The organism is Mycobacterium sp. NPDC050441 (assembly GCF_040655355.1).
Classification (GTDB): domain Bacteria; phylum Actinomycetota; class Actinomycetes; order Mycobacteriales; family Mycobacteriaceae; genus Mycobacterium.
This window is the reverse complement of record NZ_JBFAJS010000013.1, coordinates 51589-70632: the sequence shown is the minus strand read 5'-3', so window position 1 is coordinate 70632 and position 19044 is coordinate 51589. Positions and strand designations below refer to the sequence as shown.

General features: G+C 66.5%; 16 protein-coding genes, 2 tRNA genes and 1 pseudogene. 7 read left to right on the top strand and 12 right to left on the bottom strand.

The window, feature by feature from the left end:
- The first annotated feature begins 52 nt into the window (after nt 1–52).
- From cofC to AB0I14_RS29525, 3 genes are read left to right on the top strand one after another with little or no spacing between them, the layout of a single operon-like run.
- Nucleotides 53–718 carry a 2-phospho-L-lactate guanylyltransferase gene (gene cofC / locus AB0I14_RS29535; RefSeq protein WP_358029648.1) on the top strand — a complete coding sequence of 222 codons (666 nt, stop codon included), beginning with the start codon at nt 53–55 and terminating at the stop codon, nt 716–718.
- A 22-nt stretch (nt 719–740) separates the two neighbouring features.
- Complete coding sequence (locus tag AB0I14_RS29530; RefSeq protein ID WP_358029645.1) at nt 741–2945, top strand: RNA degradosome polyphosphate kinase; 2205 nt, start codon at nt 741–743, stop codon at nt 2943–2945.
- Between the two features lie 59 nt (nt 2946–3004).
- The gene (locus AB0I14_RS29525; protein ID WP_358029642.1) at nt 3005–3943 is read left to right on the top strand and encodes an NUDIX hydrolase; all 939 of its coding nucleotides are present in this window, start codon (nt 3005–3007) and stop codon (nt 3941–3943) included.
- A 61-nt stretch (nt 3944–4004) separates the two neighbouring features.
- Here the strand turns inward: AB0I14_RS29525 and AB0I14_RS29520 are convergent, their stop codons facing one another.
- From AB0I14_RS29520 to leuC, 3 genes are all read right to left on the bottom strand, one after another.
- Entirely contained in the window at nt 4005–4571 is a 567-nt protein-coding gene (locus tag AB0I14_RS29520) for an HU family DNA-binding protein (RefSeq protein ID WP_358029639.1), read from the bottom strand.
- A 215-nt stretch (nt 4572–4786) separates the two neighbouring features.
- A complete protein-coding gene (leuD, locus tag AB0I14_RS29515; RefSeq protein ID WP_358029635.1) occupies nt 4787–5380 on the bottom strand; it encodes a 3-isopropylmalate dehydratase small subunit in 594 nt (197 codons plus the stop codon).
- Nucleotides 5381–5402: 22 nt separating this feature from the next.
- Nucleotides 5403–6857, bottom strand: a complete 1455-nt coding sequence (gene leuC, locus AB0I14_RS29510) for a 3-isopropylmalate dehydratase large subunit (protein ID WP_358029632.1) — start codon at nt 6855–6857, stop codon at nt 5403–5405.
- Between the two features lie 118 nt (nt 6858–6975).
- Between leuC and AB0I14_RS29505 the strand changes: the two genes are divergently transcribed.
- Nucleotides 6976–7677: an IclR family transcriptional regulator gene (locus AB0I14_RS29505; RefSeq protein ID WP_358029629.1), complete on the top strand. Its 702-nt coding sequence runs from the start codon at nt 6976–6978 to the stop codon at nt 7675–7677.
- 161 nt (nt 7678–7838) lie between these two features.
- Here the strand turns inward: AB0I14_RS29505 and AB0I14_RS29500 are convergent.
- The 5 genes from AB0I14_RS29500 to AB0I14_RS29480 form a co-directional block, all read right to left on the bottom strand.
- Nucleotides 7839–7911, bottom strand: a tRNA-Glu gene (locus tag AB0I14_RS29500).
- A gap of 57 nt (nt 7912–7968) precedes the next feature.
- Nucleotides 7969–8043 (bottom strand) — tRNA-Gln (locus AB0I14_RS29495).
- A 115-nt stretch (nt 8044–8158) separates the two neighbouring features.
- Entirely contained in the window at nt 8159–9625 is a 1467-nt protein-coding gene (gene gltX, locus AB0I14_RS29490) for a glutamate--tRNA ligase (protein ID WP_358029626.1), read from the bottom strand.
- A 9-nt stretch (nt 9626–9634) separates the two neighbouring features.
- Nucleotides 9635–10435, bottom strand: coding sequence for a fumarylacetoacetate hydrolase family protein (locus AB0I14_RS29485; RefSeq protein ID WP_358029623.1), 801 nt, complete (start codon nt 10433–10435; stop codon nt 9635–9637).
- Between the two features lie 52 nt (nt 10436–10487).
- Nucleotides 10488–11660, bottom strand: coding sequence for a prolyl oligopeptidase family serine peptidase (locus AB0I14_RS29480; RefSeq protein WP_358029908.1), 1173 nt, complete (start codon nt 11658–11660; stop codon nt 10488–10490).
- Between the two features lie 90 nt (nt 11661–11750).
- Here AB0I14_RS29480 and AB0I14_RS29475 point away from each other — a divergent pair, with 90 nt between their 5' ends.
- Entirely contained in the window at nt 11751–12941 is a 1191-nt protein-coding gene (locus AB0I14_RS29475) for an MFS transporter (RefSeq protein ID WP_358029620.1), read from the top strand.
- A gap of 69 nt (nt 12942–13010) precedes the next feature.
- Here AB0I14_RS29475 and AB0I14_RS29470 read toward each other — a convergent pair whose 3' ends face one another.
- From AB0I14_RS29470 to serA, 4 genes and pseudogenes are all read right to left on the bottom strand, one after another.
- Nucleotides 13011–13622 carry a dihydrofolate reductase family protein gene (locus AB0I14_RS29470; protein ID WP_358029617.1) on the bottom strand — a complete coding sequence of 204 codons (612 nt, stop codon included), beginning with the start codon at nt 13620–13622 and terminating at the stop codon, nt 13011–13013.
- Nucleotides 13623–13699: 77 nt separating this feature from the next.
- Nucleotides 13700–14285 (bottom strand): annotated as a pseudogene (locus tag AB0I14_RS29465) (hypothetical protein).
- Between the two features lie 25 nt (nt 14286–14310).
- Nucleotides 14311–15321, bottom strand: coding sequence for a 3-isopropylmalate dehydrogenase (locus AB0I14_RS29460; protein WP_358029614.1), 1011 nt, complete (start codon nt 15319–15321; stop codon nt 14311–14313).
- Nucleotides 15318–16904 carry a phosphoglycerate dehydrogenase gene (gene serA, locus AB0I14_RS29455; RefSeq protein ID WP_358029611.1) on the bottom strand — a complete coding sequence of 529 codons (1587 nt, stop codon included), beginning with the start codon at nt 16902–16904 and terminating at the stop codon, nt 15318–15320. Before serA ends, AB0I14_RS29460 begins: the two co-directional genes overlap by 4 nt.
- A gap of 60 nt (nt 16905–16964) precedes the next feature.
- Here serA and AB0I14_RS29450 point away from each other — a divergent pair, with 60 nt between their 5' ends.
- Both AB0I14_RS29450 and wrbA read left to right on the top strand, forming a co-directional pair.
- Nucleotides 16965–18395, top strand: a complete 1431-nt coding sequence (locus tag AB0I14_RS29450) for an NAD(P)/FAD-dependent oxidoreductase (RefSeq protein ID WP_358029608.1) — start codon at nt 16965–16967, stop codon at nt 18393–18395.
- Nucleotides 18392–19003 carry an NAD(P)H:quinone oxidoreductase gene (wrbA, locus tag AB0I14_RS29445; protein ID WP_358029605.1) on the top strand — a complete coding sequence of 204 codons (612 nt, stop codon included), beginning with the start codon at nt 18392–18394 and terminating at the stop codon, nt 19001–19003. The genes AB0I14_RS29450 and wrbA overlap by 4 nt, the downstream gene beginning before the upstream one ends.
- Nucleotides 19004–19044 lie beyond the last annotated feature (41 nt).

Here is a 19044-nt window from a genome sequence, read left to right as displayed (position 1 = left end):
TCCCGGCGGCTGCGCCACGCGCCGACACCGGCCGGGCTGGCAGGATGAACCCATGAGCGGCTCCCGAAGCGGCAACGCCGCGGCCACGCAGGCCGCTGACGTCACCCTCGTGATCGCGGTGAAACGGCTGTCAGCCGCCAAAACCCGGCTGGCGCCCATCTTCTCCGCAGCCACCCGCGAGGCCGTGGTGCTGGCCATGCTCGTCGACACCGTCACCGCCGCATCGTCCATCGCCCCTGTCACCGTCGTCACCCCCGACGAGACCGCGGCGGAGGCCGCCCGACAACTCGGCGCCAGGGTACTGATGGACCCCACACCACCCGGTCATCGTGACCCACTCAACAACGCCATCACCGCGGCCGAGGCCGAGCTTCGCTCCGCTGCACCGAATATCGTTGTTCTCCAAGGGGATCTGCCTGCCCTGCAGCCCCAGGAGTTGGCCGAGGCCCTTTCCCTGGCCCGCGGTTATCAACGCAGTTTCGTCGGCGATCGGCACGGCACCGGAACCGCGGCGCTGTTCGCGTTCGGCACTGCCCTGGCTCCGCACTTCGGAACCGATTCGGCTGCGCGCCATCGTCACTCCGGTGCGATCGAACTCACCGGAGCCTGGCCCGGTCTGCGCTGCGATATCGACACTCCCGACGATTTGCAGGCGGCCCGGCGTCTCGGGGTCGGCACCGCAACGGCACGCACCCTCGGCAGGCATGCCACCAGGTAGCCGAGGACCCGCGCGATAGGGAATGATCGGACGGATGAGCGAAGCCACCGAAGCCGAGCCCGGTACCCGATCGGACCACTCCCGACGGGACGCCGCGGCAGCCGTATCGGGGCAGGCCGGCGAGTCATCGGCACCTGAAGCGCCACCGGCGGCCACCTCGCCCGCAGTGGACAACGCGCTGCCCGAGGACCGCTACCTCAACCGCGAGCTGAGCTGGCTGGACTTCAACGCCCGGGTCCTTGCCCTGGCCGCCGACACCTCGCTGCCATTGCTCGAGCGGGCGAAGTTCCTGGCGATCTTCGCGTCCAATCTCGACGAGTTCTACATGGTCCGGGTGGCCGGTCTCAAACGCCGCGACGAGATGGGACTTTCGGTGCGCTCGGCCGACGGCCTGTCCCCGCGCGAACAATTGCGTCGCATCAACGAACGCACCCAGCAGATCGCCAGCCGTCACGCCAGCGTGTTCTTCAACTCCGTCCGCCCGGCCCTGGCCGAAGAGGGCATCGTCATCGTCAACTGGGCCCAGCTCGACGAGTCCGAACGCGCGAAGCTTTCCACCTACTTCCATGAGCAGGTATTCCCGGTCCTCACCCCGCTGGCGGTGGATCCGGCTCACCCGTTCCCGTTCGTCAGCGGGCTGAGCCTGAACCTGGCGATCACCGTCAAGCACCCCGAGGACGGCGGCCAACATTTCGCCAGGATCAAGGTGCCCGACAACGTCGGCCGCTTCGTCGAACTCAGCGGCTCCGCCGAATCGACGGTGGTGCGGTTCCTGCCGATGGAGGAACTGATCGCGGCGTTCCTGCCGGTGTTGTTCCCCGGTCTCGAGATCGTCGAGCACCACGCATTCCGGATCACCCGCAACGCCGACTTCGAGGTCGAAGAGGATCGCGACGAGGACCTGCTGCAGGCGCTGGAACGCGAACTGGCCCGCAGGCGGTTCGGCTCGCCGGTCCGGCTGGAAGTGTCCGACGACATGACCGAGAGCATGCTCGAACTGCTGCTGCGGGAACTGGACGTGGACCCCGGCGACGTCATCGAGTTGCCCGGGCTGCTGGATCTCTCCGCGCTGTGGCAGATCTACGGCGTGGACCGGCCCGCCCTCAAGGACCGGCCGTTCGTGCCCGCGACCCCACCGGCTTTCGGCGAACGTGAGACGCCGAAGAGCATTTTCTCCACACTGCGCGACGGGGATGTGCTGGTGCACCATCCTTATGACTCGTTTTCCACCACCGTTCAGCGCTTCATCGAGCAGGCCGCCGCCGATCCCAACGTGCTGGCGATCAAGCAGACGCTGTACCGCACCTCCGGTGACTCCCCCATCGTCAACGCCCTGATCGATGCCGCCGAGGCGGGCAAGCAGGTAGTTGCGCTCGTCGAGATCAAGGCTCGCTTCGATGAGCAGGCCAACATCAAGTGGGCCAGAGCACTCGAACAGGCCGGGGTGCATGTGGTCTACGGGTTGATCGGACTCAAGACGCACTGCAAGACCTGCCTCGTGGTGCGGCGCGAGGGGTCGACGATCCGGCGCTACTGCCACATCGGTACCGGCAACTACAACCCGAAAACCGCACGCCTGTATGAAGACGTCGGGTTGCTCACGGCCGATCCCGACATCGGCGCCGACCTCACCGACTTGTTCAATTCTTTGACCGGGTATTCCCGTAAGGACTCGTACCGCAATCTGCTGGTGGCGCCGCGCGGGGTGCGCAAGGGCATCGTCGAGCGCATCGACCGCGAGATCGCCGCCCATCGTGAGGGAGCCACGGCCGGAATCCGGTTGAAGGCCAACGCGCTGGTCGACGAACAGGTGATCGATGCGCTCTACCGGGCGTCGCAAGCCGGGGTCCCGGTCGAGATCGTCGTGCGGGGTATCTGCGCCTTACGTCCCGGTGTTCCCGGGTACTCCGACAACATCACGGTGCGCTCGATCCTCGGACGCTTCCTGGAGCACTCGCGCATTATTCACTTCCGCGCCATCAACGAGTTCTGGATCGGCAGTGCGGACATGATGCATCGTAATCTCGACCGCCGTGTCGAAGTGATGGCTCAGGTCAAGGATCCGAGGCTGACCACCCAACTCAACGAGGTGTTCGAGTCCGCGATGGATCCGGCCACCCGGTGCTGGGAGTTACGACACGATGGTCACTGGACGGCGCTGCCCCAGGAGGGACAGACAGTCCGCGACCACCAGGTGTCGCTGATGGAACGTCACCGGCACCCCTGATCCCCGCCGGGGCCCGGGCCGCCTGGCCCGGACCTGGTGAACGACCTGCAGGAGTTGAGGTGTCCGACGACAGCACGACAGCGGCCAAGCCGGGCAAGAAGCTCGTGCTCGCGGCGGGCGCCGTGTTGTGGCGCGACGGAGAGGACGCCGCAGGCACTCCGATGCCCGAGGTAGCCGTCATCCACCGTCCGCGATACGACGATTGGTCTCTGCCCAAGGGCAAGGTCGAGCTCGGCGAGACCGATCCAGTTGCCGCCGTACGCGAGGTTCACGAGGAGACGGGTTACACCGCCCAGCTCGGCCGCCGGCTCGGCTCGACCTCCTATGACATTCCGCAGGGCACCAAGCGGGTCTGGTACTGGGCGGCCCGCGCCACCGGAGGAGACTTCACCCCCAACGACGAGGTGGACAAGCTCCTCTGGCTGCCGGTGAATGCGGCTATGGATCAGCTGGGCTACCCGCACGATCGAAAAGTGTTGCGCCGCTTCGAAAAACACCCGCCGGATACGAACACTGTGATCGTGGTGCGGCACGGATCGGCCGGGCGGCGGTCACGCTTCAAGGGTGACGACCGACGCCGACCGCTGGACAAGAAGGGGCGGGCACAGGCCGAAGCGCTGGTCGCCCATCTACTGGCATTCGGTGCCACAACGCTTTACGCGGCCGATCGGTTGCGCTGCCATCAGACCTTGGAACCTCTGGGCCAGGAACTCGGTGTGGACATCCACAATGAGCCGGCACTGACCGAAGAGGCCTACGCTGACGATCACAAGGCCGCTCGCAATCGATTGCTCGACATCGCAGCGCGCGCAGGTACACCGGTCATCTGCTCACAAGGCAAGGTGATCCCCGGTTTGATCTCCTGGTGGTGTGAACGGGACCGGGTACGACCCGCCACCACAGGGAATCGGAAGGGCAGCGCGTGGGTGTTGTCGATCGCGGACGGTCGACTACTAGCCGCCGACCATATGTGCAGTCCGTTGTCCAAGCCGCAGTAGACCGCACAAGAAAAGGCACGTCGTGAGCTCATCTACGGCTCACGACGTGCCTTTACCGTAATTACTTGCGGCCCTTCTTGGCCGGGGCCTTCTTGGCAGCCACCTTCTTGGCGGGCGCCTTGGTCGCGGCCTTCTTGGCCGGAGCCTTGGTCGCGGCCTTCTTGGCGGGCGCCTTCTTGACAGCGGCCTTCTTGGCCGGTGCCTTGGTCGCGGCCTTCTTGGCCGGCGCCTTCTTGACAGCCGCCTTCTTGGCCGGAGCCTTCTTGGCGACGGTCTTCTTGGCGGCGGCACGCTTGGCCGGGCCCGCAGTGACGCCGCGCTTGACGGCCGGACCGTCAGCCGGGAGACGCTGCGCCCCAGCGACAACCGCCTTGAACTGAGCGCCCGGACGGAATGCCGGCACCGAGGTGGGCTTGACCTTCACCGTCTCGCCGGTGCGCGGGTTGCGCGCCACACGGGCAGCGCGACGGCGCTGCTCGAAGACACCGAAACCGGTGATCGTGACGCTGTCGCCCTTGTGCACCGCGCGGACGATGGTGTCCACAACGTTCTCCACCGCGGCGGTAGCCTGCCGACGATCGGTGCCCAGTTTGGTTGTGAGTACGTCGATGAGCTCCGCTTTGTTCATTCAAAACCTCCGAAACCAGTGGTCCTCCTTGGACCGACTAGAGGACACGGTAAACCCTGTGACCACTGATTTCCAAGAGCCACGCGCAATTTCAGGCGTAGCTAGCGAACAATCCGGCAATCCGCTTGCCCCACTTGGACTCCGCCCGGTCGGGTCCAGAACGGGTTTGGCACGCGGTGAATTCGGGCGCCGAAGCACCCGTACGAGGCCCCCGATCAGGCCGGCAGAGTGCGCGGCTTCCAGGTCGGCCGGTGCTTCTCGTAATCCTCGATCGAAGAGAGTTTCCGCAGCGTAAGGCCTATATCGTCGAGGCCCTCGAGCAGCCGCCAGGCCGTGTAGTCGTCAATTCTGAACGGCAACACAACCGTTCCCGCGACGACATTTCGATCTTGAAGATTCACAGTGATTTCCAGCCCCGGATTCTGCTCGATGAGCTTCCATAAGAGCTCGACATCGTCTTGGGCGACTTCGGCGGCCAATAGCCCGGCCTTGCCGGCGTTGCCGCGGAAAATATCTGCGAATCGGGATGAGATAACCACCCGGAAGCCATAGTCCATGAGCGCCCAGACGGCATGTTCGCGTGACGATCCGGTACCGAAATCGGGTCCCGCGACCAAGACCGAGCCTTTGTCGAATGGCGGGAGATTCAGAATGAACGACGGATCCGTGCGCCAGGCGGCGAACAATCCATCCTCGAAACCTGTTCGGGTTACCCGCTTCAAATAGACCGCGGGGATGATCTGGTCGGTGTCGACATTGGACCGCCGCAGCGGGACGCCGATGCCGGTGTGAGTGCTAAAAGCCTCCATCAGGCTTCTCCTTCTGGTTTTCTTAGCGGGTCGCGGCGGGCAGATCGGCAGGGGACGCCAGCTTTCCGCGTACGGCGGTAGCTGCGGCGACGGCCGGCGAGACGAGGTGCGTGCGGCCCCCCTTGCCCTGTCGGCCTTCGAAATTCCGGTTGGAAGTGGAGGCGCAGCGCTGGCCCGGGGACAGTTGATCGGGGTTCATGCCCAGACACATCGAGCAGCCGGCCTGACGCCATTCGGCCCCCGCGGCGGTGAATATCCGGTCGAGACCTTCCGATTCGGCCTGGGCCCGGACCCGCATCGATCCCGGCACCACCAGCATCCGCACCCCGTCGGCGACCTTGCGATCGCGCAGTACGTCGGCGACCACCCGCAGGTCCTCGATCCGGCCGTTGGTGCAGGACCCGACGAAGACGGTGTCCACGGCAATGTCACGCATGGCCATCCCGGGCCGAAGATCCATGTAGGCCAAAGCCTTCTCCGCCGACTCACGCTCCCCGTCGTCGCCGATCAACTCCGGATCGGGAACCGATGCGGACAGCGGAACGCCCTGCCCCGGGTTGGTTCCCCACGTCACGAACGGGCTCAACGTGGCGGCATCCAGGTAGACCTCGGTGTCGAATTCAGCGCCCTCGTCGGTGCGCAACTGGCTCCACGCAGCCAGTGCGGCGTCCCAGTCGGCCCCCTTGGGAGCGTTCGGACGGCCCTTGAGGAACTCGAAGGTGGTCTCGTCAGGAGCGACCATGCCGGCCCGAGCCCCGGCCTCGATGCTCATGTTGCAGACCGTCATCCGGCCTTCCATGGACAGCGCCTCGATGGCACTGCCCCGGTATTCGATGACATGGCCCTGGCCGCCGCCGGTACCGATCTTGGCAATGACGGCCAGGATGATGTCCTTGGCGCTCACGCCGGGCGCCAGTACACCGTCGACGTTGACCGCCATGGTCTTGAACGGTTTGAGCGGCAGTGTCTGCGTGGCCATCACGTGCTCGACCTCGGATGTGCCGATACCCATTGCGATGGCGCCGAACGCACCATGGGTCGAGGTGTGACTGTCCCCGCACACGACCGTCATACCAGGCTGCGTCAGTCCGAGCTGCGGTCCGATGATGTGCACAATGCCCTGTTCGACATCGCCCATCGGGTGCAGCCGGATGCCGAATTCCTCGCAGTTGCGCCGCAATGTCTCGACCTGCGTACGCGAAACCGGGTCAGCGATCGGCTTGTCGATGTCGACCGTGGGCACGTTGTGGTCCTCGGTGGCGATCGTCAGGTCGGGCCGTCGCACCGGCCGGCCGGCCAGGCGCAGACCGTCGAATGCCTGCGGGCTCGTGACCTCGTGGACGAGATGCAGGTCGATGTAGATCAGGTCGGGCTCCTTGGCCGCGCCCTCTCCCTGGCCGCGCGCCACGACGTGGTCGTCCCAAACCTTTTCGGCCAGGGTGCGCGGCTTCACGGATGTCTGTGTCGATTGGTCCATCGCTACTTCTCGATTCGATTAACGGCAATGCGGGCCTGCATCAAGGGTCCGCCAGGGCTGGGAGTTACTGTCGCCATCTCATCTGTCATCTCACAATGCGAGACGCTAGTATCTCTCTGTGAGAAATGATAGCGGTATCGGCGTTCTCGACAAAGCCGTGGGTGTGCTGCACACCGTGGCCGAGTCACCTTGCGGGCTGGCCGAACTCTGCGAGCGGACCGGCCTCCCCCGGGCGACGGCGCACCGACTGGCCGCGGGGCTCGAAACCCACCGGCTGCTGGCCCGCGACGGCGACGGTCGCTGGCGCCTCGGCCCAGCACTGACCGAATTGGCCTCCCACGTCAACGATCCGCTGCTGGCGGCCGGGGCCGCGGTACTGCCCCGCCTGCGCGAGATCACCGGCGAGAGCGTCCAGCTGTACCGGCGAGAGGGCCAATCACGGGTCTGCGTGGTGGCGTTGGAACCCCCGGCCGGGCTTCGCGACACCGTGCCGGTGGGCACCCACCTACCGATGACCGCCGGCTCGGGGGCCAAAGTTCTACTCGCCTACGCCGACCCGGCCACCCAGCAGTCCGTGCTGCCGGCCGCCAAGTTCACCGACCGCGCGCTGGCCGAAGTCCGCAAGCGGGGCTGGGCACAGAGCGCCGCCGAGCGTGAGCCGGGAGTGGCCAGCGTCTCGGCACCGGTGCGCGACGGCCGGGGTGCCGTGATCGCCGCGGTGTCGGTGTCCGGACCGATCGACCGCATGGGCCGCCGACCGGGTGCCCGCTGGGCTGCCGATCTTCTCGCCGCGGCCGACGCCCTGACCCGCCGACTGTGAGGCGAATCTCAGTACTTTCGTGACGCGTCGGCGTGCCGCCGCGCCGGCGTGCGGCATCAGGGTGACGCTCGACACCCGTGGGCACTCGCAGCACCAAACCGCGCACGGGCCACACAACGCAAAAGCGCCCAGTTCGTGAGAACTGGGCGCTTTTGCTTCTGTACCCCCGATGGGATTCGAACCCACGCTACCGCCGTGAGAGGGCGGCGTCCTAGGCCGCTAGACGACGGGGGCTAGAACTTCCGGATGGTCAGCATAGCTCAGGCGATCTCGCTGACCTAATCCGCTAGTTGGCTGGGGTACCAGGACTCGAACCTAGAATGGCGGTACCAGAAACCGCTGTGTTGCCAATTACACCATACCCCATTTATTGCCTATCACCGCAGGTCACAGGCAATTTCGATCCGATCGGCTCAGCGGGGGCTTCCCCGTTTTGCTTTTCGGGCCGACGAGCAGACTACCAAAGATTTCGGACGGTTTTTCACACCCTGCCCCGGGCGGCCCGCAACCGCGCCAGGCTGCGGTCGGCGCCCAGCAGTTCCATCGACTCGAACAGCGGCGGGCTGATCGTCGCACCCGTGACCGCGACGCGGATCGGTCCGAACGCCTTACGGGGCTTGAGCTCCAGACCGTCCAGGAGCGCCGCCTTGAGGGCCGCCTCGATGTTGGCGGTATTCCACTCAGAGACGCCCTCCAAAGCGCTCAGCGCGGCGTCCAGGACCGGTGCGGCCTCCTCGCGCAGTTCTTTGGCAGCGGACTTCTCGTCGATCTCGTAGGAGCCGTCGTCCAAGAACTTCAACAGCCCCCACGCATCGCCGAGCACGACGATGCGGGTCTGGATCAGCGCGGCGGCTTCGGCGAATGCGGCGTCGTCCAAACCGGTGTCGTGACCATGGGCGTCGAGATATGCGCGCAGCCGTGCGGTGAAATCCTCAGGCGTCAACTGCCGGATGTGCTCGGCGTTGATCGCGTCGGCCTTCTTCTGGTCGAACCGCGCCGGGTTGGAGTTGACGTCGGCCACGTCGAATGCGGCCACCATCTCGTCGAGGCTGAACACGTCGTGATCGTCGGCGATCCCCCACCCCAGCAGCGCCAGATAGTTCAGCAGACCCTCCGGCAGGAAGCCGCGGTCGCGGTGCAGGAACAGGTTCGACTGCGGATCGCGCTTGGACAGCTTCTTGTTGCCCTCGCCGAGAACACTTGGCAAATGGGCGAATTGAGGCACCTGCTCGGCCACACCGATCCGCGTCAATGCCTGGTACAGCGCGATCTGGCGCGGCGTCGAGGGCATGATGTCCTCGCCGCGCAGCACGTGGGTGATCTTCATCAGCGCGTCGTCGACCGGGTTGACCAAGGTGTACAACGGATCTCCGTTGGCGCGGGTGATCGCGAAATCCGGCACGGAGCCCGCCGGGAAGCTCACCGGCCCGCGCACCAGATCGGTCCAGCCGAGGTCCTCGTCGGGCATGCGCAGCCGCAGCACGGGCTTGCGGCCCTCGTCGGCAAAGGCCTTGCGCTGCTCGTCGGTGAGGTCGCGGTCGTAATTGTCGTACCCGAGTTTGGGATTACGCCCGGCCGCCACATGCCGCGCCTCCACCTCTTCGGGCGTCGAATACGCCTCGTAGACCTCGCCGGCCTCGAGCAGACGGGCGATCACGTCACGGTAGATCTCGCTGCGCTGCGACTGCCGGTACGGCTCGTACGGCCCGCCGACCTCGGGCCCCTCGTCCCAGTCCAGCCCCAACCAGCGCAGCGCGTCGAGAATCGCGGCGTAGCTTTCGGCGCTGTCGCGGGCGGCATCGGTGTCCTCGATGCGGAAGACGAAGGTGCCGCCGGTATGCCGGGCGTAGGCCCAGTTGAACAGGGCCGTGCGCACCAACCCGACGTGCGGGGTGCCGGTCGGCGACGGGCAGAACCTCACCCGGACCGCGCCAGAGGGAGATGTCATCACTTACCTCTACTTCTGCTTGCGTACAACGGGATTGGTAAGGGTGCCGATGCCTTCGACGGTGACGCTCACGGTGTCCCCGTCTTCGATGGGGCCGACGCCCTCGGGGGTTCCGGTCAGGATCAGGTCACCCGGCAGCAGCGTCATCACGGCCGAGACCCACTCGACGATGGCACCGATGTCGTGGATCATCAGCGAGGTCCGGCTGAGCTGCCGCACTTCGCCGCCGACGGTGCCGGCAATTCCACTCGTCACCTCGGTGCGGATCTCCAGATCGGACGGATCCAGGTCGGTGACGATCCACGGGCCCACTGGGCAGAAGGTGTCGTGCCCCTTGGCCCGCATCCACTGCCCGTCCTTGGCCTGCTGGTCCCGCGCCGAGATGTCGTTGGCGATGGTGTAGCCCAGGATGTTCTCGGCGGCGCGCGCGGCGGGCACGTCCTTGCAGGGCCGCCCGATGACGATCGCGAGCTCGCCCTCGTGGTGAACGGGATTGGCGTCGGCCGGCAACTGAATGGGCACGTTGGGCCCGATGATCGCGGTGTTGGGTTTGAGGAAGATCACCGGATCCTCGGGAGCCACCCCACCCATCTCCTGGGCGTGGGCCTCATAGTTCTTGCCCATACAGATGACCTTGCTGGCAAGGATGGGAGCCAGCAGGCGGATGTCGGCCAGCGGCCAGCTCCGTCCGGTGAAGCTGGGGTTGCCGAACGGATGCTCGGCGATCTCTTTGCAGACAGCATCGGCGCCGTCGCCTTCAACACTGACGAAAGCGACGCCGTCGGGACTGGCGATTCGACCTAAGCGCATTTTGACCAGGGTAGTGCGCAGCCTCAGCGCGGACGCCTCCAGTCGGCTTTCGTCAACGCCCCTCGAACACCGCGGCCAGGAACGGCGTGGAGTCCGGAACAGAGGCCATCACAGTCCCGGAGTGATCCTCGTCGGGATAGACCTTGAGTGTGACGTCCTGCCCGTTGGCGCGTAGCTGGTCGGCAAGCTGCTGCGACATGTTCGGCGGCACATCCCGGTCCAGCAGCCCGACGCCGAGGAAGATCGGTCGGTCGTAGCCGCTGGTCGGCGTACCCAGGTAGGCGTCGAGCGCTTCGGTCAGCCCGGGCAGGGTGGCCAGCGGTGCGCGGAAGTACGCGGTCGGTGTCATACCGGTGAGCTGCTGGTCGAGTTGCGGTTTGCACAGCGTCTCCGCCTTGGCGACCGCATCCAGCCCAGCCGGGCTGAGCACGCTGTCGATGTCGAGATCGGGCCGCGCCTCCCGCAACCCGGCCAGGATGTAACCGGTGTAGCTGTTGGCCGCGGGTCCCGTGCTCGGAGGCAGCGCCATGTCCGGCCCGGCCTGCTTGACGATGCCCTCGACGTTGAACGGCGTCCCGGTCGCCACCACGCCGCGGTAGTCCAGACCGGCGCCGCGGCTGAATTCGGTGGCCCAGCGCGCACTGTTGACGGCGGCCCCGCCACCTTGAGACTGGCCCACGATGGCCCACTTCGGTGACAACGGCAGATCCATGTGGTGCATGGCGATGACCGAATCGACGACGCTGTGCGCGGTGGCCACGCTGTTGAGGTAACTCATCAGGCCGGGGGTGCCCAACCCGGCATAGTCGGAGCCGACAACGGCATAGCCCTGGTCGAGCCAGTGCGTCAGGTATTCATCGTCCCTGCCGCTGCGTGCTTGTGCCGAGGGAGTGCAATCGTCGCCGAGTCCTACGGTGCCGTGTGCCCACGCGATCGTCGGCCAACCGCCCTCGGGCGCCTGACCACGCGGAACGAACACCGCGGCGGTGCTGACTGTCGGTGAATCATGCTGATCGACAGTTGAATAGAGGATGCGGTAGGCCCTCTCGGCGCCCGGTACCGACAGCGCGGGATCCAGCGGGACCGTCTCGATCAGGCTGCCTGGCGCGGGAATCGGCGCGTCGTAGTGGCGGACATCCAGGCCCGACCAGTCCGGTACCGCCGCCACCGCGGTCGGCGCTGTCAAGAATCCACACGTCAGCAGAACGGTTGCCGCAAACCACATCTTCACGGCCACAGCGTATTGCAAGTTTGGCGCGTCTCATATTATGGGATACAAGTTCAATATTTTGGGACGCCGTGAAACGATGCACCGATGTCTGTTTCGTCGATCAGCACGTTCCGCCGTTGGTCGATGTTGGCGATTGCGCTGACTGCCACCACATGCGCCAACGTGTTCATCAACGGCGCGGCGTTCCTCATTCCGACGCTGCACGCCGAGCGCGGTCTGGATCTGGCCAAAGCGGGTCTGCTGTCGTCGATGCCGAGCTTCGGACTCGTGCTCACTCTGATCGCGTGGGGCTACGTCGTCGACCGGGTGGGCGAACGGATCGTGTTGACGGTGGGCTCGGCCCTGACCGCCGCTGCGGCGTTCGGCGCGGCCACCGCACATTCCCTGGTGATGGTCGGGGTGTTCCTGCTGTTGGGCGGAATGGCCGCGGCCAGCAGCAATTCGGCGAGCGGGCGGGTCGTGGTCGGTTGGTTCCCACCCGAACAGCGCGGGCTGGCCATGGGAATCCGCCAGACGGCAACGCCTCTGGGTGTAGGACTGGGCGCGTTGGTCATTCCGCGCCTGGCCGAATCCCACGGTGTGGCAACCGCATTGCTGTTCCCGGCGATCGTGTGCGTGCTGTCGGCGGTGATCTGCGCTGTGGGCGTACTGGATCCGCCACGCCCGCCCCGCCATGAGGCGCCGGCCGAACACCTGGCCAACCCGTACCGCGGCTCAAACGTGTTGTGGCGCATTCACGCCGTCTCGGTACTGCTGGTGGTGCCCCAGGGCCTGGTCTGGACGTTCACCCTGGTGTGGCTGATGAGCGATCGGGGTTGGTCTGCGGCATCGGCCGGCACGCTGGTTACCGTCGCTCAATTGCTGGGCGCGGCAGGCCGGATCGCCGCGGGCCGCTGGTCCGATGTGGTCGGGCAGCGGCTACGGCCCATCCGCTCCATCGCGTTGGCGGCGGCAGCGACGATGGGACTGCTGGCGCTCACCGATTGGCTGGGCTCCCCGATCAGTGTCGCCCTGATCGTGATCGCCTCGGTGATCACGGTGTCCGACAACGGTTTGGCGTTCACGGCGATCGCCGAGATCGCCGGCCCGTTCTGGAGCGGACGCGCACTGGGTACCCAGAACACCAGCCAGCACCTGGCCACCGCCAGCTCTGCGCCATTGTTCGGTGCGCTGATCGGCGTGGCGGGCTACCCGGCGGCTTTCGCGGTGTGTGCGTTGTTGCCGTTGTTGGCAGTGCCGCTCGTGCCGGCAGATCCGGTGCGCGAAGAGCACTAGGTTCAATCAGCTACGCCGCCAAGTTGATTCGTGCGGCCCGAAGGCGACCCGGACGTACCCGTCGAAGACCTATGAGTGGGCGCTCATGTCTCCCGTCCCCGGTATTCCGTCGGCAAGTCCGTACTGCAGATGCACGATGCCGCTCGGGCTGGCCACCGGCGGTCGCAGCAGTGTGACGTTGGTGGGCACCGCGCCGCCGTCGAACACCTTTTTCCCGGCGCCGAGCATGATCGGGTGCACCCAGAGGTCGAGACGGTCGAAAAGCTTCTCGCGCAGGAGCGTCTGGACCAGGTTCAGGCTTCCGACGACTTTCACATGCTCGTGCCTGGCGCGGACCTCTCGCACCGCGTCGCCCAGATCTGGGCCGAGCTGCGTAGAGCCGGCCCACGAAAGATCGGGCTTGCCGCGGGAGGCCACGTACTTCGGGATGCTGTTGAACAGCGTGCCGAATTCGTCGTCCTGGTGTGGCCAGTGCGCGGCGAAGATGTCGTACGTCCGGCGTCCTAGCAGCAGTGCATCGGTGCCCTCGTACGCGGCGCCGACCTGTGCGCCGGACACTTCGTCGATCAGCGGCGCCTGCCAGCCGCCGAACGAGAACCCCACGGGATCCTCGTCGGGGCCGCCCGGCGCCTGCGCGACGAGATCCAGGGTTGCGAACATCTCGATCTCAATTTGTCCCATGCCCATACAGACCCATGAACGCCCGCAGACTCATCGACGCTGCGTCAAGGGCGCGAATGTGCGAGTAGCCCGCGCCCTCAGCGCAGAGTCAACTCGTGGGATCGAGGGCGCAGCATCAACGCCGCTGCCAGGAAACACAGCGCCCCGACGAATGTGCCGAAATTGGCGAGCCGCTCGTCGACGGTAACCCCCGGTCTTGCGGACGAATGCCGCCAGCGCGGACACACCGAAGGCCACACAGCCCATCATGTTGATCCAACTCGCCCGCCAGTCAACCGAATCCGGAGACCACGCACCGACCGCCACCACCGCCAGCACACCACTGAGCAGGAAGGCCAGCGATCCGGTCGCGTCGGGTGCCCACACGAACCGGCGCTCGGCGAGAACCGCGTGTGCCCACACCGAGACACCGGTGCTGAGGTTGAACAGCAGCGTCCCGGCGAATTGTGTGGCTGCCGACCACCATCCGATGCCTCGCCCGGCCAGCACGAGCTGCATGCCCGCGGCTGTGGTGAAAAACCACGAGCCGACGAAGCACAGCGTATTCGTCACACCCGCGCCGGCGAGGGCGGGAAAGCCCGGCACCGTGGCGACCGCGAAGAACGACGATCCGATCGCGAACAGCCAGCACTGCCGCGTCAGGGTGGCGAAGCGGGCAGTCACGGCCGACTCAGCGCAGGGTCGACGTCTAGAGCAGCGACAGGATCCGCTCGCCGACCTCGCTGGTCGAGAGCTTCGCGTCGCCACGGGTGGCGAGGTGCTCACTGACAGCCTTGTCGACCCGTGCCGCCGCCTCGGTCTCACCGATGTGTGCGAGCAGCAGCGCCACGCTCATCACCGCAGCAGTCGGATCGGCGATCCCCTGGCCGGCGATGTCGGGTGCACTGCCGTGCACGGGCTCGAACATCGACGGATTGGTGCCCGTCGCATCGATATTGCCCGATGCGGCCAGGCCGATACCGCCGGACACCGCGGCCGCCAGGTCGGTGATGATGTCGCCGAACAGGTTGTCGGTGACGATCACGTCGAACCGGCCGGGATCGGTGACCATGTGGATGGTTGCGGCATCGATGTGCTGATAGGCGGTCTCGACGTCAGGATATTCCGCACCGATCTCATCGACTGTGCGCTTCCACAAAGAGCCGGCAAACGCCAGCACGTTGTTCTTGTGCACCAGTGTGAGGTGTTTGCGCCGCGCGCGGGCTTTCTCGAACGCGTAACGCACCACCCGCTCCACACCGAATCGGGTGTTGGTGGACACCTCTGTGGCAACCTCGTGCGGGGTGTCCACCCGGATTGCGCCGCCGGTTCCGGTGTAGGGACCTTCGGTGCCCTCGCGCACCACCACGAAGTCGATCTCTGGGCTACCGGCCAGCGGGCTGGACACCCCGGCGAACAACCTCGACGGCCTCAGGTTCACGTGGTGGTCCAACGCAAACCGCATGTTCAGCAACAGTCCACGCTCGAGCACGCCGCTGGGTACAGAGGGATCGCCAATGGCGCCCAACAGGATTGCGTCGTAGCCCTTGAGCTCATCGACGAAGCCGTCCGGCAGGGTCTCCCCCGTCGCGTGGTAGCGACGCGCGCCCAGATCGTATTCAGTCCGGTCCACACCGGGCAGTACCGCGTCGAGCACCTTCACTGCCTCGGCGATGACCTCCGGACCGATGCCGTCACCGGCGATTACAGCGAGTTTCATGACAGATCGACCACTTCCAGCGTCGTCGCGGCAACCGCAGTGGCGATCGCGGCGCGCACATCCTCGGGCACATCGGTATCCAGGCGCAGCATCACGATGGCGCTGTCACCGTCGACGTCCTGGCTCAGCTGCGCGGCGAGGATGTTCACGTCCGCCCCGCCCAGCAGGGTGCCGATCTTGCCGAGCGCGCCCGGCTGATCGCTGTAGTGGACGATGAGGTTGTATCCCTCGGCACGCAGGTCGAAGTTGCGTCCGTTGATCTGGACGATCTTCTCGACCAGCTGCGGCCCGGACAGGGTGCCCGCCACGTTCAGCGAGCTGCCGTCGGCGTGCACGACGCGTACATCGACCACACTGCGGTGATTCGGGCTCTCGGTGGCGGTGCTGATCTCCGACGCCACGCCACGGTCGGCGGCCAGCGTCGGTGCGTTGACGAACGTCACCTGCTCGTCGACGACCGCGGAGAACAGGCCGCGCAGTGCCGAAAGCCGGAGGATCTCGACATCTTCGGACGCCAGCTCGCCGCGCGCCTGCACCGACAACGACACCGGAGCCGCATCGGACAGGGCACCGGCCAGCAGACCCAGCTTGCGCACCAGGTCCAGCCACGGCGCCACCTCTTCGCCGACGGCTCCACCGCCGACGTTGACGGCGTCCGGCACGAATTCGCCGGCCAGCGCCAGCTTCACGCTGGCGGCCACATCGGTTCCGGCCCGGTCCTGCGCCTCGGCGGTCGAGGCACCCAGGTGCGGGGTCACGACGACCTGGGGCAGCTCGAACAGCGGGCTGTCTGTGCACGGTTCGGTCGAGAAGACGTCGAGGCCGGCGGCACGCACATGGCCGCTGTTGATCGCATCGGCCAGGGCCTGCTCATCGATCAGACCACCGCGGGCGGCGTTGACGATGATGACGCCCGGCTTGGTCTTGGCCAGGTTTTCCTTGCCGAGCAGGCCGGCGGTCTCCTTGGTCTTGGGCAGGTGCACCGAGATGAAGTCGGCGCGGCCGAGCAGCTCGTCCAGCGGCAGCAGCTCGATACCGAGCTGGGCGGCGCGAGCCTGCGAGACGTAGGGGTCGTACGCCACGATGTGCGCGCCGAAGGCGGCCAGGCGCTGGGCGACCAGCTGCCCGATGCGGCCCAGGCCGACGACGCCGACGGTCTTGTCGAAGATCTCGACGCCCGAGAACGACGACCGCTTCCAGGTGTGGTCGCGCAGGGTCGCGTCGGCTGCCGGGATCTGCCGGGCCGTGGACAGCAGCAGCGCCAGCGCGTGCTCGGCGGCGCTGTGGATGTTGGAGGTCGGCGCGTTGACCACGAGCACCCCGCGCGCGGTCGCGGCGTCGACGTCGACGTTGTCCAGGCCGACGCCCGCGCGGGCGACGATCTTGAGTTTGGGGGCCGCGGCGATGACCTCGGCGTCCACCGTGGTGGCGGAGCGCACCAGCAGCGCGTCGGCTTCCGGCACGGCAGCGAGCAGCTTCTCGCGGTCCGGACCGTCGACCCACCTGACCTCTACCTGGTCACCGAGGGCGGCGACGGTCGATTCCGCGAGCTTGTCGGCAATCAAAACAACGGGGAGACTCACGCGGACAGCCTAATGTGTGTGCCCTACCACAGCCGAACCGCGTGCGGTGTACTGATGGGCGTGGACGTCACAATCGTCGGCAGCGGCCCCAACGGCCTGTCAGCCGCGGTCATCTGTGCCCGAGCCGGATTGTCGGTACGTGTAATCGAAGCGCAGCCGACCCCCGGTGGCGGCGCGCGCACGCTGCCCGATCCGGAATTTCCCGGCGTCAGCCATGACATCTGTTCGGCGGTCCACCCGCTCGCGTTGGCCTCGCCGTTCTTCGCCGCCTACGACCTGACCGCCCGCGGCGTGAAGCTGGCCGTCCCCGAGATCTCCTACGCCAGCCCCTTGCCGCACCGCCCCGCGGCGATCGGTTACCGCGACATCGAGCGCACGTGCGCCGAGTTGGAGTCGGGAGATTCCTGGCGACGACTGCTCGGTCCGCTGGCCGCCGATTGCGATGACGTGGTCGGCCTCATCCTCGGCGACAAGCGGTCAATACCGCCGTCGTTGGGCGCGGCGGCGCGCGTCGCGCCCCGACTCCTGGCCCAGGGCACCCCGCTGTGGCGGTCACTGGCGGGCGAGGACGCCCGCGCGCTGTTCAGTGGCGTTGCGGCACATACGATTTCAAGAATGCCGTCACTGGTTTCCGGGGGCGCGGGTTTGATGCTGGCGACGCTGGGACATGCTGTGGGATGGCCGATCCCGATCGGCGGATCCCAGGCGATTCCCGATGCGCTGATCGCCGATCTCACCGCGCACGGCGGCGAATTGGTCCTCGGACACGAGGTCACCGAACCACCGTCGGGCGTGGTCATCTACGACACCTCACCGACCGCGCTGCTGTCGATCTACGGCAAGGCCCTGCCGCCTCGCTACGCCCGGGCGTTGAGCCGCTACACCTACGGGCCTGGGGTGGCGAAGGTCGATTTCGTGCTGAGCGGCGAGATCCCTTGGCGTGACGCGCGTCTGGCGCAGGCGCCGACACTGCATCTGGGTGGCAGCCGGGCACAGATGGCACTGGCCGAGTCCGAGATCGCCGCGGGCCGTCACGCCGAGTGGCCCATGGTGTTGGCCGCGCTCCCCCACATCGCCGACGCGTCCCGCATCGACGACGCCGGTCGTCGCCCGTTGTGGACCTATGTCCACGTACCCAACAATTCGACGCTCGACATGGCCGCGACCGTGACCGACATCATCGAACGATTTGCCCCGGGCTTCCGGGATCTGGTGGTTGCGGTGCGCAGCGTGCCTGCTTCCCGGATGGATGAACACAACGCCAATCTGGTGGGCGGGGATATCGGCGTCGGCGGCAACAACATGACGAGCGCGTTGCTCGGCCCCACGCCACGGCTCGACCCATGGACCACACCGATTCCCAAGGCATACCTGTGCTCGTCGGCCACACCGCCGGGCGGCGGCGTGCATGGGATGGCCGGGTTCTACGCGGCCCGCACCGTACTGAAACGCGAGTTCGGTGTGCGGGACGTGCCTAAGCTGGCGCCATGACCACTCCTGCGCCCAAGGTTGCCGTCATCTACTACTCCGCGACAGGCCACGGCACCACCATGGCCCAGCGCGTCACCGCCGCCGCGGAGTCCGCGGGTGCCGAGGTGCGGTTGCGCCCCGTCGCCGAGACCGCCGACCCGGAGTCGTTCGCCCACAATCCGGCCTGGACCGCGAATTACCAAGCCACCAAGGATCTTCCGAGCGCCACCGGTGACGACATCGTGTGGGCGGATGCGGTGATCTTCGGCTCCCCCACCCGATTCGGTTCTGTCGCTTCGCAATTGCGCAGCTTTCTGGATTCGCTCGGCGGCCTGTGGTCGCAGGGCAAGCTCGCCGACAAGGTCTATGCCGGGTTCACCTCGACCAACACCGCACACGGCGGGCAGGAGACCACGCTCCTGACGCTCTACGTCACGCTCATGCACTGGGGCGGGATCATCGTGCCGCCCGGGTACACCGACCCGCTCAAGTTCGTCGATGGCAACCCGTACGGCGCGAGCCTGATCGCCAATCACGACAACATCGGCGAATTCGACGACGCCACCTACGACGCGCTGGATCACCTGGCCCGCCGTGTGGTCAGTGTGGCTGCGCGGCTGGGTTCGTAAGAAAAACTGGTGCGTCCGCGCCCCTCGACCGGCCCTTAGAT

Excerpts from the sequence above, each read along its gene's own strand:
- AB0I14_RS29480 (WP_358029908.1), bottom strand. The coding sequence starts at position 11,660 with ATGTGGTTTGCGGCAACCGTTCTGCTGACGTGTGGATTCTTGACAGCG.
- AB0I14_RS29485 (WP_358029623.1), bottom strand. The coding sequence starts at position 10,435 with ATGCGCTTAGGTCGAATCGCCAGTCCCGACGGCGTCGCTTTCGTCAGT.
- AB0I14_RS29470 (WP_358029617.1), bottom strand. The coding sequence starts at position 13,622 with ATGGGACAAATTGAGATCGAGATGTTCGCAACCCTGGATCTCGTCGCG.
- AB0I14_RS29520 (WP_358029639.1), bottom strand. The coding sequence starts at position 4,571 with ATGAACAAAGCGGAGCTCATCGACGTACTCACAACCAAACTGGGCACC.
- wrbA (WP_358029605.1), top strand. The coding sequence starts at position 18,392 with ATGACCACTCCTGCGCCCAAGGTTGCCGTCATCTACTACTCCGCGACA.
- gltX (WP_358029626.1), bottom strand. The coding sequence starts at position 9,625 with ATGACATCTCCCTCTGGCGCGGTCCGGGTGAGGTTCTGCCCGTCGCCG.
- AB0I14_RS29530 (WP_358029645.1), top strand. The coding sequence starts at position 741 with ATGATCGGACGGATGAGCGAAGCCACCGAAGCCGAGCCCGGTACCCGA.
- leuD (WP_358029635.1), bottom strand. The coding sequence starts at position 5,380 with ATGGAGGCTTTTAGCACTCACACCGGCATCGGCGTCCCGCTGCGGCGG.
- AB0I14_RS29460 (WP_358029614.1), bottom strand. The coding sequence starts at position 15,321 with ATGAAACTCGCTGTAATCGCCGGTGACGGCATCGGTCCGGAGGTCATC.
- AB0I14_RS29475 (WP_358029620.1), top strand. The coding sequence starts at position 11,751 with ATGTCTGTTTCGTCGATCAGCACGTTCCGCCGTTGGTCGATGTTGGCG.
- leuC (WP_358029632.1), bottom strand. The coding sequence starts at position 6,857 with ATGGACCAATCGACACAGACATCCGTGAAGCCGCGCACCCTGGCCGAA.
- cofC (WP_358029648.1), top strand. The coding sequence starts at position 53 with ATGAGCGGCTCCCGAAGCGGCAACGCCGCGGCCACGCAGGCCGCTGAC.